Genomic DNA, 14714 nt, shown 5'->3' with positions numbered 1-14714 from the left:
GCACGGTGTAGCCCATGCTGCTGCCCGCGCTGGCCGATGCCGACGTCGCCGACAAGACCGCACTGCGCTTCCCCGACGGGGAGCTGGACTACCGGGAGCTGGGTGAGCGGGCCCGCGCCGTCGCGCACGGGCTCGTGGGAAGGCGGCTGGTGGCGGTGTGGGCCAGGCCGACCCTGGAGACGTGCGTGGTCGTGGTCGGCGCGCTGCTGGCCGGGGTGCCGGTGGTGCCGCTGAACCCGAGGATCGGCGAGCGGGAGCTGCGGCACGTGCTGGACGACAGCGCGCCCGACCTGGTGGTCGACGGGGAGCTGCCGACCGGGCCGGTGGTGGAGCTCCCGGAGCCGGACGCCGAGGCGCCCGCGCTGGTGATCTACACGTCCGGCACGACCGGGCCGCCCAAGGGCGTGGTGCTGCCGAGGCGGGCGCTGGCGGCGAACCTGGACGCGCTGGCCGCCGCGTGGGAGTGGACCGGGGACGACGTGGTGGTGCACGGGCTGCCGCTGTTCCACGTGCACGGGCTGTGCCTCGGCGTGCTGGGGCCGCTGCGGCGGGGTGGGACGGCGCACCACCTGGGGTCGTTCACCGCGGAGGCCGCCGCCGAGGCGCTGGCCGGGGACGGGACGGTGCTGTTCGGCGTGCCGACGATGTACCACCGACTCGCGCAGGCCCCGGAGCACGCGGAGGCGTTCGGGAAGGCGCGGCTGCTGGTGTCCGGGTCGGCGGCGCTGCCCTCGGCGGTGCACGAGCGGATCAGCGCGCTGACCGGGCAGCGGGTGGTGGAGCGGTACGGGATGACCGAGACGCTGATCATCACGAGCGTGCGGGCGTCGGGCGACCGCAGGCCGGGCGCGGTCGGGCGGGCGCTGGACGGCACCACCGTGCGGGTGGTGGGCGAGCCCGGTGAGATCGGCGAGGTGGAGGTGCGCGGGCCGGGGCTGTTCACCGAGTACCTGAACCGGCCGGACGCGACCCGCGAGGCGTTCCGCGACGGGTGGTTCCGGACCGGTGACCTGGCGGTGCTGGAGCCGGACGGGTACCTGCGGATCGTGGGGCGGCGGGCCACGGACCTGATCAAGAGCGGCGGGTACAAGATCGGCGCGGGCGAGATCGAGAACGCGCTGCTGGAGCACCCGGACGTGGCCGAGGTGGCGGTGGTCGGCGAGCCGGACGAGGACCTGGGCGAGCGGGTCGTGGCGTGGGTGGTGGCAGGCGGTCGGGAGCCGACGCTGGAGGAGCTGGCCGACCACGTGGCCGGGCTGCTGGCCCCGCACAAGCGACCGCGCGCGCTGGTGCTCGTGGACTCGTTGCCGCGCAACGACCTCGGCAAGGTGCTCAAGCGGGAGCTGCGGCGGTGAGCGACCCGCTCGGGTGGGGGTGGGGGTGGGGGTGGGGTGTGGGCCGCCGCCACGGCCCGCACCCCGTCAGCCCTACGAGTGCGCCACGTCCACCACGAGCTTGCCGTCACCCGAGGTCACCCGGAACGGCAGCTCGGCGGGCGTGCCGACGCCCAGCTTGACCTGGCCCTCGAACGAGCCCGCCCACCTGACCTGCTGGAACGTCCGGTACCCGGTCACGTCGACCACCTCGGCCGGGTTCACCGGCTGGTAGCCCTGGCCGGGCACGTCCGCCAGGACCACGAGCGTGCCGTCGCCGCGCAGCGGCAGCACCTGGTCCTTCGCGATGTGCCCCAGCTCGTCCCGGTACCCGACGTGGAACCCGGCCGCGTCCGCCGCGCCCAGGTCAAGCACCAGCCGGTCGAAGCACTCGTGCTGCCCGGACCGGACGCCGGTCAGCGAGCCCTCGGCCGCGCCGCCCCAGACGTCCCGGTCACCGGTTCCCCAGTTCGTGTCGCACGCGACGTCGGCGTCGGGCGAGGCCCCGGCGACCGCCACCGGTGCGAGGGCCACCCCAGCCAGTGCCGCGAACAGCACCGCAACCCTGCGAAGCATCGGTTCCTCCTCACGACGGAGCCCCCATGACCCCGTCACGTGGAATGGGACCGATGCCCGCTCAGCCGTTGCGGTCGACGGCCTCCGGGCTGCGGGACCCCGCAGCGGGCAGCGCCGAACCGGGCAGCGCGGAACCCGGCAGCTCCCGCCCGACCCACGCCCCGCTCGGCTCCAGGGTCGCCACGCGCACGTCGTCGTCCCGCCGCTCCAACCGCACCAGCAGGTGGTCCTCGGACAGCCGCGCCGCGCCCTCGCCCCACTCGACGGCCACCACCGCGTCCACCAGGTCGGTGTCCAGGTCGAGGTCGTCCAGCTGGTCCAGGTCGCCGCCCAGCCGGTACGCGTCCACGTGCACCAGCGCCACGCCGCGCTCACCGGCGTCGTGCACGCGCGCGATCACGAACGTCGGCGAGCTCACCCGCCCCCGCACGCCCAGCCCGGCCGCGAGGCCGCGCACCAGCGCCGTCTTGCCCGCGCCCAGCGGCCCGGCGAGCAGGATCAGGTCGCCCGCCCGCGCCGACTCGCCCAGCGCCCTGCCGAACCCCTCGGTGTCCGCCACCGTCGGCAGCATCACGCTCGCCACCACCGTCGCCCGTCCTCGTCCTCGACGGCCGCGCTGCGGCGCACCAGGTCCACCAGGTGCGCGGTCACCAACTCGGCCTGCTCCATCATCACCATGTGGCCCGCGCCGGGGGCGCGGACCAGTTCGCTGTGCGGCATCTCCTCGGCCATCCGCTCCGCGTGCGAGAACGGGGTGAGCCGGTCGGCGTCGCCGCTGACCACCAGCACCTCGCAGTGCCGCAGACCGGCCAGCGCCTTGTACCGGTCGTGGGTGCCGAGCGTCTCCAGGAACTCGGTGAGCACCTGCACCTTGATCCCGGCGATCATCTCGTCCATCAGGTCGACGAGCGAGGTCGGCACGCCGCGATCGCCGAACGCGAGCGCCCGGATGCCGCTCCAGGTGAGGATGTTGGCCCGCCGCCTGGCCCACTCCACCGCGCTCGGCTGGAGCCCGGCGAGCCTGCCGACGCCGAGGGTGACCGGGTTGTACCGGGACAGCACCGACTTGGGCAGCCCCGCGCCGCCGACCTCGCCCGCCGCCGTGCCCACCAGCGCGACGCCGCGCACCCGCTCGGCGAACAGGGTCGGGTTCTCCTCGGCCAGCGCCATGATCGTCATGCCGCCCATGGAGTGCCCGACCAGCACCAGCGGCCCGGTGGGCGCCATCGAGCGGATCACCGCGTCCAGGTCGCGGGCCAGCTGGTCGATGGTGTTGGACTCGGCGGGCGAGCGGCCGGAGCGGCCGTGGCTGCGCTGGTCGTACAGCACCAGCCGCACCCTCGGGTCGACCAGCTCGGCCAGGTCGCGGCGCTGGAAGTGCCAGCAGCGGCGGTCGAGCGCGAAGCCGTGCACGAGCACCACGGTCAGCTCGGTCTCGCCGCCGTCCGCCGGGTCGACCTCCTCGGCCGACAGGGGCACGCCGTCGTCGGCGGCCACGGTGGACTCGCGGGTCGGGCGCAGCCTGCCGATGGGCTCGTCGGCCAAGGGGTCGTCCTGGTTCCGCTCGCCGGTGACCTTGCGGTGGTTGGCCGCGACGCCAACGGCGACGCCGGTCGCCGCGGCGCCCAGCACCCCGCCGACCACGCTCACGGCCTTCCACAGCGTCTTCACCGGTAGGTCCTCACCACGCGCGGCCGGTGCATCCCCGTCACGATCTCGTAGTCGATGGTGCCGGTGGTGTCCGCCCACTCGCGGGCGGTCGGCCCGCCGTCGACGCCGGTCCCGAACAGCACGACCTCGTCCCCCTCCGCGATCTCGTCGTCCCCGCAGTCCACCACGACCTGGTCCATGCAGACCCGCCCGACCACCGGGCGCCTGCGGCCCGCGAGCCGCACGTGCATCCGGTTGGACAGGGCGCGCGGCACGCCGTCCGCGTAGCCGACCGGCACCAGCGCGAGCGAGGTGTCGGACTTCGCGGTCCAGGTCAGGCCGTACGAGACGGACTCGCCCGCCCGGATGCGCTTGGTGCGCACCACGCTGGAGCGGAACGTCATGACCGGCCGCAGGTCGTGCTCGTCGGGCACCGGGTTGAGCCCGTACAGCGCGATGCCCGGCCGGACCAGGTCGAAGTGCAGGTCGGGCCGGGTGAGCAGGGCGGCCGAGTTCGCCAGGTGCCGCTTCGGGTCGAGGCCAGCGCGCAGGGCGGCGCGGTGGGCGTCGTCGAACCGCTCGGCCTGCGCGTCGGTGGCCGGGTGGCCGGGCTCGTCGGCGCACGCCAGGTGCGACCAGACGGCGTGCACCTCGACCTCGGGCGTGGCGGCGGCCAGCTCGACGAACGCCTCCCACTCGTCGGCGGGGCAGCCGTTGCGGGACAGCCCGGTGTCGATCTTGAGGTGGACGCGGGCGCGCCTGCCCGCCCGGCGCGCGGCGGCGGCTGCGGACTCCAGCGAGCCCGGCGTGGACAGGCCGAGGTCGACGCCCTCGGCGATCGCGGGCGCGAAGTCGGTGTCCGGGGTGTCGAGCCAGGCCAGCACGGGCGCGGTGATCCCCCCGGCGCGCAGCGCGAGCGCCTCCGGGATGGAGCAGGACCCCAGCCAGGTCGCACCGGCGCCGAGCGCGGTCCGCGCCACCTCGACCGCGCCGTGGCCGTAGCCGTCGGCCTTGACCACGGCCATCAGCTCGGCGCCCGGCGCGCGGGCGGCCAGGTACGCGGTGTTGTGCCGGAGGTTGTCGAGGTCGATGACGATCTCAGCGCGGGGAGCAGCCATAGCGCGGTTCATGGTGTCATAGCAGGTGATCGGCGGGCGGCGCGCCACTCGTGGCACGGGTGGGAGCGCACCGGCCGAGCCGAGGCGCTGGACCCGCGCGGGGCGCCCCGCGCCACTACGCGGCGCCTGCCCGCAGCGCGCGGATCGCGTCCGGCACGGCCCTGAGCAGCGCCGACGCCGGGATGGGCGCGCCGCGCGCGGCCAGGTCCGCCGCCGTCGAGTGGGCCCGCGCCGCGCAGGCCGCCGCGAGCAGCGGGTCGAGCCTGGCCGCCAGCAGCGTCCCGACCAGCCCGGACAGCACGTCGCCCGACCCGGCGGTGGCCGCCCAGCCCGCGCCCGCCCGGTTCACGAGCACCCGGCCGTCCGGTCCGGCGAGCACGGTCGCGTTGCCCTTGAGCAGCACCACCGCGTCGAACCGCTCGGCGGCGCGCTTCGCGGCGGCGACCCGGTCCCGCCCCACCGGTCCGGCCAGCCGCTCGAACTCGCGGTCGTGCGGGGTCAGCACCAGCGGGGTGCCGGGGTCGCGGGCGTCCCACAGGTCGGGGTTGTTGGCCAGCATGGTGATCGCGTCGGCGTCGGCGACCACCGGCACGCCCGCCTCCAGCACCGCGCGCAGCACGCCCTCGGCGCTGAGCCCGGTGCCCAGGCCGGGCCCGACCACCCAGGCCTGGACGCGGCCCGCGTCGGTGATCGAGCCGGTGCAGATCGACTCCGGCCAGGACGCCCGGACCGCCTCGGCCGCCGCGCCCGCGTACCGGACCATGCCGGAGGTGGCGAGCAGCGCGGCCCCGGCAGCCAGCACGGCCGCGCCGGGGTAGGTCGCGGAACCGGCGGCGATCCCGGTGACGCCCTGGGTGTACTTGTCGTCCGCGCGCCCCGGCACCGGCCAGTGCGCGCCGACCTCGGCGTCCTCCAGCTCGGCCAGGTCAGGGCCGGCCAGCTCGGGGCCGAGGCCGATGTCGACCAGCTCGACCCGGCCGCAGTCGGCGAGCGCGTGCACCGGCTTGAGGCAGCCGAAGGCGACCGTGACGTCGGCGCGCACGGCGGGCCCGGTGATCGCGCCGGTGTCCGGGTCGATCCCGCTGGGCAGGTCGACGGCGAGCACCGGGGCGTCGACGGCGGCGACGTGCTCGGCGGCGTCCGGGCGCAGCGGGCCGCGCGCGGACAGCCCGACGATGCCGTCGACGACCAGGTCGACCTCGCCCAGCCGGTCAACGACCCGCCCACCGGCCCTGCGGAACGCGGCCAGCCCCTCGGCGTGCGCGCGGTCCGGCCGGAGCAGCACCGCGGTCACCGCCACCCCCCTGCGCCGCAGGTAGTGGCCCGCCCACAGGGCGTCGCCGCCGTTGCCGCCCGCGCCGACCAGCAGGCCGACCCGGCGGCGCGGCCCGGTCAGCATCCCGAGCGCGACGCGGGCCAGCCCGAAGGCGGCCCTGCGCATGAGCGCGCCGTCCGGCACGCGCGCCATCACCCGCTCCTCGGCCGCCCGCACCCGCTCAGTCGTCCACAGACCCCGCATGGGTCCAGACTGCCCCAGACCGCTCGGCGGGACACGCGGGCGCCACCCCCGGCAGACCACGACCGCCCGCCGCCGGAGGTCGGCGGCGGGCGGCGTGCTCGGCGGACGTGCGCGCCTACTCGACCGTGACCGACTTGGCCAGGTTGCGCGGCTTGTCCACGTCGTACCCGCGCGACCTGGCGATCTCCGCCGCCAGCACCTGCAGCGGGACGGTGGACACCAGCGGCTGGAGCAGCGTCGGCACGGCGGGCACCTCGATGAGGTGGTCGGCGAACGGGCGCACCGTCTCGTCGCCCTCCTCGGCGATCACCACGGTCCGCGCGCCGCGCGCCTGGATCTCGCTGATGTTGGACACCAGCTTGGAGTGCAGCACCGCGCGGCCCTTCGGCGAGGGCATCACCACGACGACCGGCAGGCCCTCCTCGATCAGCGCGATCGGCCCGTGCTTGAGCTCGCCCGCCGCGAAGCCCTCGGCGTGCATGTACGCCAGCTCCTTGAGCTTGAGCGCGCCCTCCAGGGCCACCGGGTAGCCGACGTGGCGGCCGAGGAACAGCACGGCCTTGGAGTCGGCCAGGTCGCGGCCGAGCGCCTTGACCTGCTCGACGGTGCCCAGCACGCGCTGCACGGCGGCGGAGGCGGCCTCCAGCTCGGCGAACTCGCGGGCGACCTCGTCCGGGTACTTGGTGCCGCGCGCCTGCGCGAGGGCCAGGCCGACCAGGTAGTTCGCCGCGATCTGGGCGAGGAACGCCTTGGTGGAGGCGACGCCGATCTCCGGGCCCGCGTGGGTGTAGAGCACCGCGTCGGACTCGCGCGGGATCTGCGCGCCGTTGGTGTTGCACACCGCCAGCACGCGGGCCTTCTGCGCGCGGGCGTGCCGCACGGCCTCCAGGGTGTCGGCGGTCTCGCCGGACTGGGAGATCGCGACGACCAGGGTGGCGCGGTCGAGCACCGGGTCGCGGTAGCGGAACTCGCTGGCCAGCTCGACCTCGACGGGCAGCCGGGTCCAGTGCTCGATGGCGTACTTGGCGACCAGGCCGGAGTGGTAGGCCGAGCCGCAGGCCACGACGAAGACCTTGTCGACGTCGCGCAGGTCCTGGTCGGACAGGCGCTGCTCGTCGAGCACGATCCGGCCGTCGCGGAAGTGGCCGCGCAGGGTGTTGGCCAGCGCGTCCGGCTGCTCCTCGATCTCCTTGAGCATGAAGTACTCGTGGCCGCCCTTCTCGGCGGCGGACAGGTCCCAGTCGACCGTGAACGGCTTGGCCTCGGCGGGCGCGCCGTCGAAGTCGGTGACCTCGTAGCCGTCGGCGGTGATCACGACGACCTGGTCCTGGCCCAGCTCGACGGCCTCGCGGGTGTGCTCGATGAACGCGGACACGTCGGAGGCGAGGAACGTCTCGCCCTCGCCGACGCCGACCACGAGCGGGGAGGAGCGGCGGGCGGCGACGACCTGGCCGGGCTCGTCGGCGTGCGTCACGACGAGCGTGAACGCGCCTTCGAGGCGGCGGACGACGGCGCGGACGCTGCCGGGCAGGTCGCCCTTGGTGTCGCCGTCCGAGTAGGCCAGCGCGATCAGGTGCGCGGTGGTCTCGGTGTCGGTGTCGCTGGCCATCTCGATGCCGAGGTCTTCCAGCTCCGAGCGCAGCGCGGCGAAGTTCTCGATGATGCCGTTGTGCACCACGGCGACGCGGCCGGTGGCGTCGCGGTGCGGGTGCGAGTTGCGGTCGACGGGGGCGCCGTGGGTGGCCCAGCGGGTGTGGCCCATGCCGACGGTGCCCGCGAACCCGTCCCGGCCGACCTCGTCGAGGACGGCCTCCAGGTTGGCCAGCCTGCCCGCCTTGCGCTCGACGGCCAGGCCGCCCGCGCCGTCCAGGACGGCGACGCCCGCCGAGTCGTAACCCCGGTACTCCAGGCGCCTCAACCCGTCGAGCACCACGTCCAACGCCGAGCGGTGGCCCACGTATCCCACGATTCCGCACACACCGCACAGGGTAGCCAGATTCATGCGGTCCCCCGAACGTGTCGGTTCACACCGTTTTCGCAGGTAACGCGCATATTTGGTGTAGACCAATCGTGGCGTGCGGCACCGGGTCGCGATCGACTACCGTTGCCGGGGTGAGCGGCAACTCGGCGAAGCAGGTGCTCGACCAGCTCAGCAGGCCAGGGGAGCACGAGGTGCTGCGGGGCGACCTGGCCCTCGTCGGGCTGCCCGGCCTGGTCTACACCCCGGCGTCCGGCCTCGGCCTGCCCGCCGTCGCGTTCAGCCACGGCTGGCTCCAGCCCGCCACCCGCTACCGGGGCCTGCTGCGCCACCTGGCGTCGTGGGGCATCGTCGCGGCGGCCCCGAACACCCAGCGCGGCCCGCTCGCGTCGGCCAGGCTGATGTCCGCGAACCTGAGCACGGCGCTCGACGTGTGCACGGGCGTGCGGCTGGGCGAGGGCGGCATCTCGGTCGACCCGGAGCGCCTGGCCGTCGCCGGTCACTCGACGGGCGGCGGCGCGGCCGTGCTGGCGGCGGCGCGGGACCCGAGGGCGCGCGCGGTGGTGACCCTGGCGGCGACCGAGACGAGGCCGTCCGCGCTGGACGCGGCGCGCGAGGTCGGCGTGCCGGGCCTGCACCTGGCGGGCGGCGAGGACCGCATCGCGCCGCCGATCGGGCACGCGCAGGCGATCGCGGAGGCGTGGCGCGGGCCGGTGCAGGTGCGGATGCTGGAGAAGGCCTCGCACCTGGGGTTCACCGAGGGCAGGCACTGGAGCGAGCTGCTGCTGGACGGCAGGGGCGAGCGGTCGGCGCAGCGGCTGGCGCGCGGGCTGGTGACGGCGTTCCTGCTGCGGGTGCTCAAGGGCGAGCGGCGCTGGGACGCGCTGCTGGAGGACGACGTGCGCGGAGCGGAGCTGGTGTACCAGCGAGCGGCGCTGGGCCTGTAGGCCTCCGGCACGCGGCTCGGGCCGCTGACGCCGGGCCTGCGCGGGCGACGCCACCCGGACGCCGCGACGACTTCCCGACACCGGTGCGCCGGGTCGGGGCACCGGGCTCGGGGCACGGCGCGAGGGGCTCCCCTCCCCGAAAACGGGGGAGCCCCCACGCGCGGTGCCGCTCGTGCGGCGCTGCTCGTGCGACCGGGCTCAGGAGAGCCAGGTCTGGCCGCTCATGTCGTCGTCGTCCGGCGGCGGCGCGGCCCTGCGGCCCCGCGCGGGGGGCGTCGAGGCGGGCTGCTGCCAGGACGGCGTCTGCTGGGTGAACGGCTGGGTGGGCGGCGTCGGCTGCCCGCCCCAGGGCTGCTGCTCCACCGGGGCCTGGGCGGGTCGGGACGGCCGGGGGTCGCCCTCCTCGTCCTCCAGCCCGAAGGCCAGCTCGCCCGCGCCCCGGTCCACCTGCTTCGGCTGGGGCTTCTGCGGCGGCGCGGTCATCATCCGGTCGATCTTGTCGCGCAGCTGGGCGCGCTCGGCCTCGGCGCGCGCCTCGCGCTCCTTCGACTCGTGCTCCAGCCGCTTCGTGGTCTCCGCCAGATCGGCGGTGATCCGCGAGTTCTCCCTGCGGGTGCGGGCCAGCGCCTCGTCGAACGCCGCCTGGACCCGCTCGTCGACCTGGATCACCGGTTGCTCCCCTCGCCCAGCACGCCCTGCAGGCGGTTCATGGCGCTGCTGTCGTCGTCGAACAGCGAGCCCGAGGTGCGCCACTGGCCGGAGCTGCGCTCGGTGTCGCCGCCCTGACCACCGCCCTGGCCACCGCCGCCGCCACCCATCATGCCGCCGCCCATCATCCCGCCGCCCATCATGCCGCTCGCGGCCTGGCCGGAGCCGTCCTGCATGGACGGGAGCACGGCGGAACCGGCCTGACCGGCCTGGGAGGTGTGGGTGTCGGCGAAGCTGCCCGCGCCGTCCGGCGAGCCGCTCGACGAGGCGTCCTGCGAGCCGTGGCCCACGACGCCGTCCGGGGTGGAGCCGGACAGGGAGCTGCCGCCCAGCGCCGCGTCCACCTTGTCGAAGGCGCTGCCCGCGTCGCCGACCAGCGCGGCGCCCGAGGTGACGGTGGTGCCGCCGGACGAGCCGCCCGTGCCGGGGACGTCCCAGGTGGCCGCGCCGACGCCGGTGGCGCTCGGCGAGGTGGTGCCGCCCTGGGAGGTGGCGCCCTGCTGCGCGCCGTCGTACGCCGCCGCAGCGGGCTCGGTGAAGCCACGGGTGGTGTAGGAGGGCTCGGTGAAGCCCTGGACGGGCTCCGTGAAGCCGACCGGCTCGGTGAAGGCCTGCGGGGCCTCGGCGAGCGGCTCGGTGAAGCCCCGCGCGGTCTCCACCGGGTCGGCGAGGTCCTGCCCGACGAGCTGATCGGCGTCGGCCGCGAAGCCCTGCGCGGTCGAGGCCGCACCGGTCGCGGAACCGGCCGCGCCGCCCGGCAGACCGGCGCCCGGCAGCGAGCCGAGGCCCGCCGAGGTGGCGTCCTCGCCGAACTCGACGCCGAACTCGTTGGGCTTACCGCCTTGGCCGTCGTCGACGGACAGGTTGATCTCCCCGGTCAGCGGGTCGACCTCGGCGATGATCTTCAGGCCGTCCTGCTCGATGACGGCCCTGCCGTCCTCGCCCGCCTGGACCGGCGTGGCCGAGCCGCCCGCGCCGGAGGCGGAGCCCGCCGCGCCGCCGGAACCCGCGCCGCCCGCGCCACCGGCGCCGACCGCGCCGGAACCCGCCGCACCGGGCGTGGTCGCCGCGCCGTCGGCGGAGCCGTCCGCCACGACGCCGCCCTCGGGCAGCTCCTTGCCGGTGAGCGCCTTGTACGCGTCGGGGTTGGCGCTGAAGTCCAGGTCGTAGGTCTTCGGCTGGCCGTCCGGGGTGTCGACGGTGAGCTGCACGTGACCGTCCTCGTCGGGCTCGGTGACGGTCAGCTCGTTGTCGCCGCTGCGCACGGTGACCTGCTCGGGCTGCTTGCCGCCCCCACCGACCAGGCCGTCCGGCCCCTCGGTCCCGGAGCCGCCCGCGCCCGACGGCGCGGTGTCGTCCCCGGTCCCGGAGCCCGCGCCTCCGCCCTCGCCCTCCAGGCCGTCCGGCTTGCCGTCGCCGTCCGCGTCCAGGGGGTTCTCGGGGGTGGGGATCTCGGGCATCTCCGGCGTGGCGGGCGCGCCGCCGCCGGAGCCCGTCATCCCGCCGCCGGAGCCCGTGCCCGTCCCGCTGCCGGTGCCGGTTCCGGTGCCGGTGCCCGTGCCGGTGTTGGAGGAGGACTGCTGCGCGGTGGTGGCGTTGCCGTTCTCGCCGCTGAACGAGGGCGCGTCGGTGACCTCGCCGAGCGCCTTGTCCTTGATCTGCCCCTCGAGCTGGCCGAACATCGTGTCGTAACCGGTCTGGACGCCGGTCTGGACGCTGGTGCAGTACGAGTCGAAGGACTGCTTCTTGGCGTCGAACTCCTGGCAGAGGAGCTTGAGCTTCTCCTTGGACTCGGTGATGAGCCGCTCGCGCACGTCCTTGGCGTGGTCCGCGAGGCCGATCGCGGCCCCGATGCCCGAGCCGACGGGTCCGCCGAGGACCAGGCCGACGAAGGCCTTCCCGAACATCGAGATCCAGTCGCCCGACAGCCAGTCGCTGATCGTGACGTCGCTGGGCAGGAGCCCGCCCTTGGCCTTGCGGATCTCGTCCACCGCCTCGGCGGGCGCGAGCTGGCCGCACTTGTCCGAGTGCATGTCGTGGACCGCCTGGGCGAAGTCCTTGACCTGGTCCTGGATGTGCTTCGCCGCAGCGGTGATCGTGCCGGGCACGCCCTTGGTGGACTCGATGAAGCCACCGGCGGTGTTCAGGAACTTGCCGTTGAAGCCGTTGGCGGCGGTCGCCGCGTCGCCCTGCCAGCCGCCGAGGGTGTTCCAGGCGGAACCGAGCTGGTTCTGGTGGCCGTCCAGCTCGCCCGCGGCCTTGTCGACCTTCTCCGCGTCCTCGCGGAACTTGACCAGGTCGATGCCCCTGACCTGGTCGTAGTTCGCGTAGAGGTCGGTGAGGGCGGGCACCTGGCCGTTGTGGCCGCTGGCCTCGTTGGCGCCCTTGTAGAGCGGGATCCAGGTCTCGAAGAACCGCAGTCCGGGCGCGCCCGCGTCGAGCAGCTCGTCGGAGGAGCGGAAGTCGCCGGTCTCGTCCAGGGTCTTCTGGGTGGAGCCGAGCTCGCGCTCCCCCTTGGCCTTGGCGACGATGGAGTCGGCGTTCTTGCCGTCCTGCTCCCAGGCGGCGCGCGAACCCTCGTCGTGAGCGAGCTTCGCCCCGCTGAGGCCCACCGTGGGCACGAGGAGGACGCCCGTGCCGACGTAGTCCCAGAAACCGGGGTCGTCCGGCACCTCGACGCCGTTGGCCTCGCCGTAGCGGCGCACCTCGTCCTCGCTCGCGCCCGCCCCCGCCAGCGCCCGCACGAGCTGCTTCTTGGTGTCCCCGGTGACGTTCGGGTCGTCGAGGAGCTTCTTGATCTCGTTCTGGTCGGCCACCGCGATCACCCGCCGAACCTGGAGGCGTTGCCCTGCTCTTCGCCCTGGTACGAGTTCGCGACGTCCTTGAGCCGCTGGGCGACGTTGTTGGAGCCGCGCCCGAAGGTGTTCACGTTCTCCTGGAGGCGGTCGAAGTAGGCCTTGTACGTGGCCGCGACACCCTGGAACTTCCGCCCGACCTGGCCCGCGCCGACGCCGGGGGCCAACCCGGAGCTCATCTGGATGATGTCCGTCCCGTGGTCCTCGTACTGGCCCGCGACCTTCTGCAGATCAGCGGGACTGACCCCGTAACCAGCCACTGCTTCCGCCCTCCCCTTGAACTCCTGGTTCGGACGCGTTCAGGCGCCACCAGGTTCCGTGCACAGCCTGCCAGGTGGCTCTCCGCCGAACAGCGGATTTCGCATCGTCTTTGCCGGAGCGAACAACGCGCGAGGGGGCGGGATCGTCCTCGGACGGCGGTGAACTCGGAACGCCCGCGCAAAGGCGTCCCGAGTTCACCGATCCGGGAAAATGATCACTTCATCGAAGGGGGCAACGCACCCCGGCGGACCGCCAGGAAATTCCAACCCACGCCGCGCGCTCAGCGCACCGCGCTGACCACGCCCGCCAACCGCTGCGCCGCCGATTCCGCGAGCTCGTGCGTCGGGGCCTCGACCATCACCCGCACCAGCTGCTCCGTGCCCGACGGCCGCAGCAGCACGCGACCGGTGTCGCCCAGCTCCTCCGTCACGGCCGCCACCGCCTCCGCCACGGACGGGGCCGCGGCCACCGTCGCCTTGTCGGACACCACGACGTTCAGCAGCACCTGCGGCAGCCTGCGCATCACGCCCGCCAGCTCCGCCAGCGGCTTGCCGGTGGACGCCACCCGCGCCATCAGGCGCAGCGCCGTGAGCAGGCCGTCGCCGGTCGTGGCGTGCGCGGGCAGGACCACGTGGCCCGACTGCTCGCCGCCCAGGGCGTAGCCGCCCGCCCGCAGCTCCTCCACCACGTACCGGTCGCCGACCGCCGTGGTGCGCAGCGCGATGCCGTGCTCGCGCATCGCCAGGTGCAGGCCCAGGTTGCTCATGACCGTCACCACCAGGGTGTTGTCGGTCAGCTCGCCCGCTTCCTGCATGGCCAGCGCGAGCACCGCCATGATCTGGTCGCCGTCGACCTCGTCGCCGTTCGCGTCCACGGCGGCGCAGCGGTCCGCGTCGCCGTCGTGCGCGATGCCGAGGTGGGCGCCGTGCTCCAGGACGGCGGCGCGCAGCTGCGCGATGTGGTTCGAGCCGCAGTCCTCGTTGATGTTCAGGCCGTTCGGGGCCGCGTTGATCTCGACGACCTCGGCGCCCGCCCTGCGGTACGCCTCGGGGGCCGCGCCGGACGCCGCGCCGTTCGCGCAGTCCACCACGACCTTCAGGCCGTCCAGCCTGCTCGGCACGACCTTCAGCAGGTGCTCGACGTACTGGCTCAGGGCGTCCGGCACGTCGCGGACCCGGCCCACCTCGGCGCCGGTCGGGCGGTGCGCGCCCTCGCCGAGCTTCTGCTCGATCTCGTCCTCGACGGCGTCGGGCAGCTTGTGCCCACCGGCGGCGAACAGCTTCACCCCGTTGTCCGGCATGGGGTTGTGCGAGGCGGAGATCATCACGCCGACGTCGGCGCCGAGCGCGCCGACCAGGTGCGCGACGGCGGGCGTGGGCAGCACGCCCACGCGCAGCACGTCCGCGCCCGCGCTGGCCAGGCCCGCCACGACGGCGGCCTCCAGCATCTCGCCGCTGGCCCTGGGGTCGCGGCCGACCACCGCGACGGGGCGGTGCGACCGGTCGTGCTCGGCGAGCACCCGCGCCGCCGAGGCGGCGACGGAGAGCGCGAGTTCCGGGGTGAGGTCGGCGTTCGCGAGCCCGCGAACGCCGTCGGTGCCGAACAGCCGAGCCATGATGTGCGGGCCTCCGTGTGGTCGAAGCAGTGGCGAACCCCACACAGAGCACTGCGGGAGCAGCGGTTCGGTGAACCGCTGCTCCCGCAGTGTGGTGCTCGCCTTCCCGGTGAA

The 14714-nt window shown here is 74.7% G+C and carries 12 protein-coding genes; 2 read left to right on the top strand and 10 right to left on the bottom strand.

Annotated features, from left to right (window positions below):
- The first annotated feature begins 14 nt into the window (after nt 1-14).
- On the top strand, nt 15-1355 hold the full coding sequence (locus LV78_RS16545; RefSeq protein WP_253846138.1) for an acyl-CoA synthetase: 1341 nt from the start codon (nt 15-17) through the stop codon (nt 1353-1355).
- Nucleotides 1356-1427: 72 nt separating this feature from the next.
- Here the strand turns inward: LV78_RS16545 and LV78_RS16540 are convergent, their stop codons facing one another.
- From LV78_RS16540 to glmS, 6 genes are all read right to left on the bottom strand, one after another.
- Nucleotides 1428-1949 (bottom strand): AMIN-like domain-containing (lipo)protein, encoded by a 522-nt coding sequence (locus LV78_RS16540; protein WP_253846137.1) that lies wholly within the window; start codon nt 1947-1949, stop codon nt 1428-1430.
- 61 nt (nt 1950-2010) lie between these two features.
- Nucleotides 2011-2520: a tRNA (adenosine(37)-N6)-threonylcarbamoyltransferase complex ATPase subunit type 1 TsaE gene (gene tsaE / locus LV78_RS16535; RefSeq protein ID WP_253846283.1), complete on the bottom strand. Its 510-nt coding sequence runs from the start codon at nt 2518-2520 to the stop codon at nt 2011-2013.
- Entirely contained in the window at nt 2520-3620 is a 1101-nt protein-coding gene (locus tag LV78_RS16530) for an alpha/beta fold hydrolase (RefSeq protein WP_253846136.1), read from the bottom strand. The genes tsaE and LV78_RS16530 overlap by 1 nt, the downstream gene beginning before the upstream one ends.
- On the bottom strand, nt 3617-4717 hold the full coding sequence (gene alr / locus LV78_RS16525; protein WP_253846135.1) for an alanine racemase: 1101 nt from the start codon (nt 4715-4717) through the stop codon (nt 3617-3619). Before alr ends, LV78_RS16530 begins: the two co-directional genes overlap by 4 nt.
- Nucleotides 4718-4832: 115 nt before the next feature.
- Nucleotides 4833-6236 carry an NAD(P)H-hydrate dehydratase gene (locus LV78_RS16520; RefSeq protein WP_253846134.1) on the bottom strand — a complete coding sequence of 468 codons (1404 nt, stop codon included), beginning with the start codon at nt 6234-6236 and terminating at the stop codon, nt 4833-4835.
- Between the two features lie 115 nt (nt 6237-6351).
- Entirely contained in the window at nt 6352-8214 is a 1863-nt protein-coding gene (gene glmS, locus LV78_RS16515) for a glutamine--fructose-6-phosphate transaminase (isomerizing) (RefSeq protein ID WP_253846133.1), read from the bottom strand.
- A gap of 134 nt (nt 8215-8348) precedes the next feature.
- Here glmS and LV78_RS16510 point away from each other — a divergent pair, with 134 nt between their 5' ends.
- A complete protein-coding gene (locus tag LV78_RS16510) occupies nt 8349-9161 on the top strand; it encodes a dienelactone hydrolase family protein (protein ID WP_253846132.1) in 813 nt (270 codons plus the stop codon).
- 198 nt (nt 9162-9359) lie between these two features.
- On the opposite strand, the gene LV78_RS16505 is transcribed toward LV78_RS16510, so the two are convergent.
- From LV78_RS16505 to glmM, 4 genes are all read right to left on the bottom strand, one after another.
- Nucleotides 9360-9830, bottom strand: a complete 471-nt coding sequence (locus tag LV78_RS16505) for a hypothetical protein (protein ID WP_253846131.1) — start codon at nt 9828-9830, stop codon at nt 9360-9362.
- Complete coding sequence (locus LV78_RS16500; RefSeq protein ID WP_253846130.1) at nt 9827-12694, bottom strand: hypothetical protein; 2868 nt, start codon at nt 12692-12694, stop codon at nt 9827-9829. Before LV78_RS16500 ends, LV78_RS16505 begins: the two co-directional genes overlap by 4 nt.
- Nucleotides 12691-12984, bottom strand: coding sequence for a WXG100 family type VII secretion target (locus LV78_RS16495; RefSeq protein WP_253846129.1), 294 nt, complete (start codon nt 12982-12984; stop codon nt 12691-12693). The genes LV78_RS16500 and LV78_RS16495 overlap by 4 nt, the downstream gene beginning before the upstream one ends.
- Nucleotides 12985-13265: 281 nt before the next feature.
- Entirely contained in the window at nt 13266-14600 is a 1335-nt protein-coding gene (glmM, locus tag LV78_RS16490) for a phosphoglucosamine mutase (protein ID WP_253846128.1), read from the bottom strand.
- Between the last annotated feature and the right edge of the window lie 114 nt (nt 14601-14714).

The organism is Actinosynnema pretiosum, assembly GCF_024171695.1.
Lineage (GTDB): Bacteria > Actinomycetota > Actinomycetes > Mycobacteriales > Pseudonocardiaceae > Actinosynnema > Actinosynnema pretiosum.
This window is presented reverse-complemented; position numbering and strand designations above follow the sequence as displayed.

What these genes read in the sequence shown, in the direction of transcription:
- LV78_RS16545 (WP_253846138.1), top strand. Translation starts at nt 15, where the DNA reads ATGCTGCTGCCCGCGCTGGCCGATGCCGACGTCGCCGACAAGACCGCA.
- LV78_RS16540 (WP_253846137.1), bottom strand. Translation starts at nt 1,949, where the DNA reads ATGCTTCGCAGGGTTGCGGTGCTGTTCGCGGCACTGGCTGGGGTGGCC.
- tsaE (WP_253846283.1), bottom strand. Translation starts at nt 2,520, where the DNA reads ATGCTGCCGACGGTGGCGGACACCGAGGGGTTCGGCAGGGCGCTGGGC.
- alr (WP_253846135.1), bottom strand. Translation starts at nt 4,717, where the DNA reads ATGGCTGCTCCCCGCGCTGAGATCGTCATCGACCTCGACAACCTCCGG.
- LV78_RS16520 (WP_253846134.1), bottom strand. Translation starts at nt 6,236, where the DNA reads ATGCGGGGTCTGTGGACGACTGAGCGGGTGCGGGCGGCCGAGGAGCGG.
- glmM (WP_253846128.1), bottom strand. Translation starts at nt 14,600, where the DNA reads ATGGCTCGGCTGTTCGGCACCGACGGCGTTCGCGGGCTCGCGAACGCC.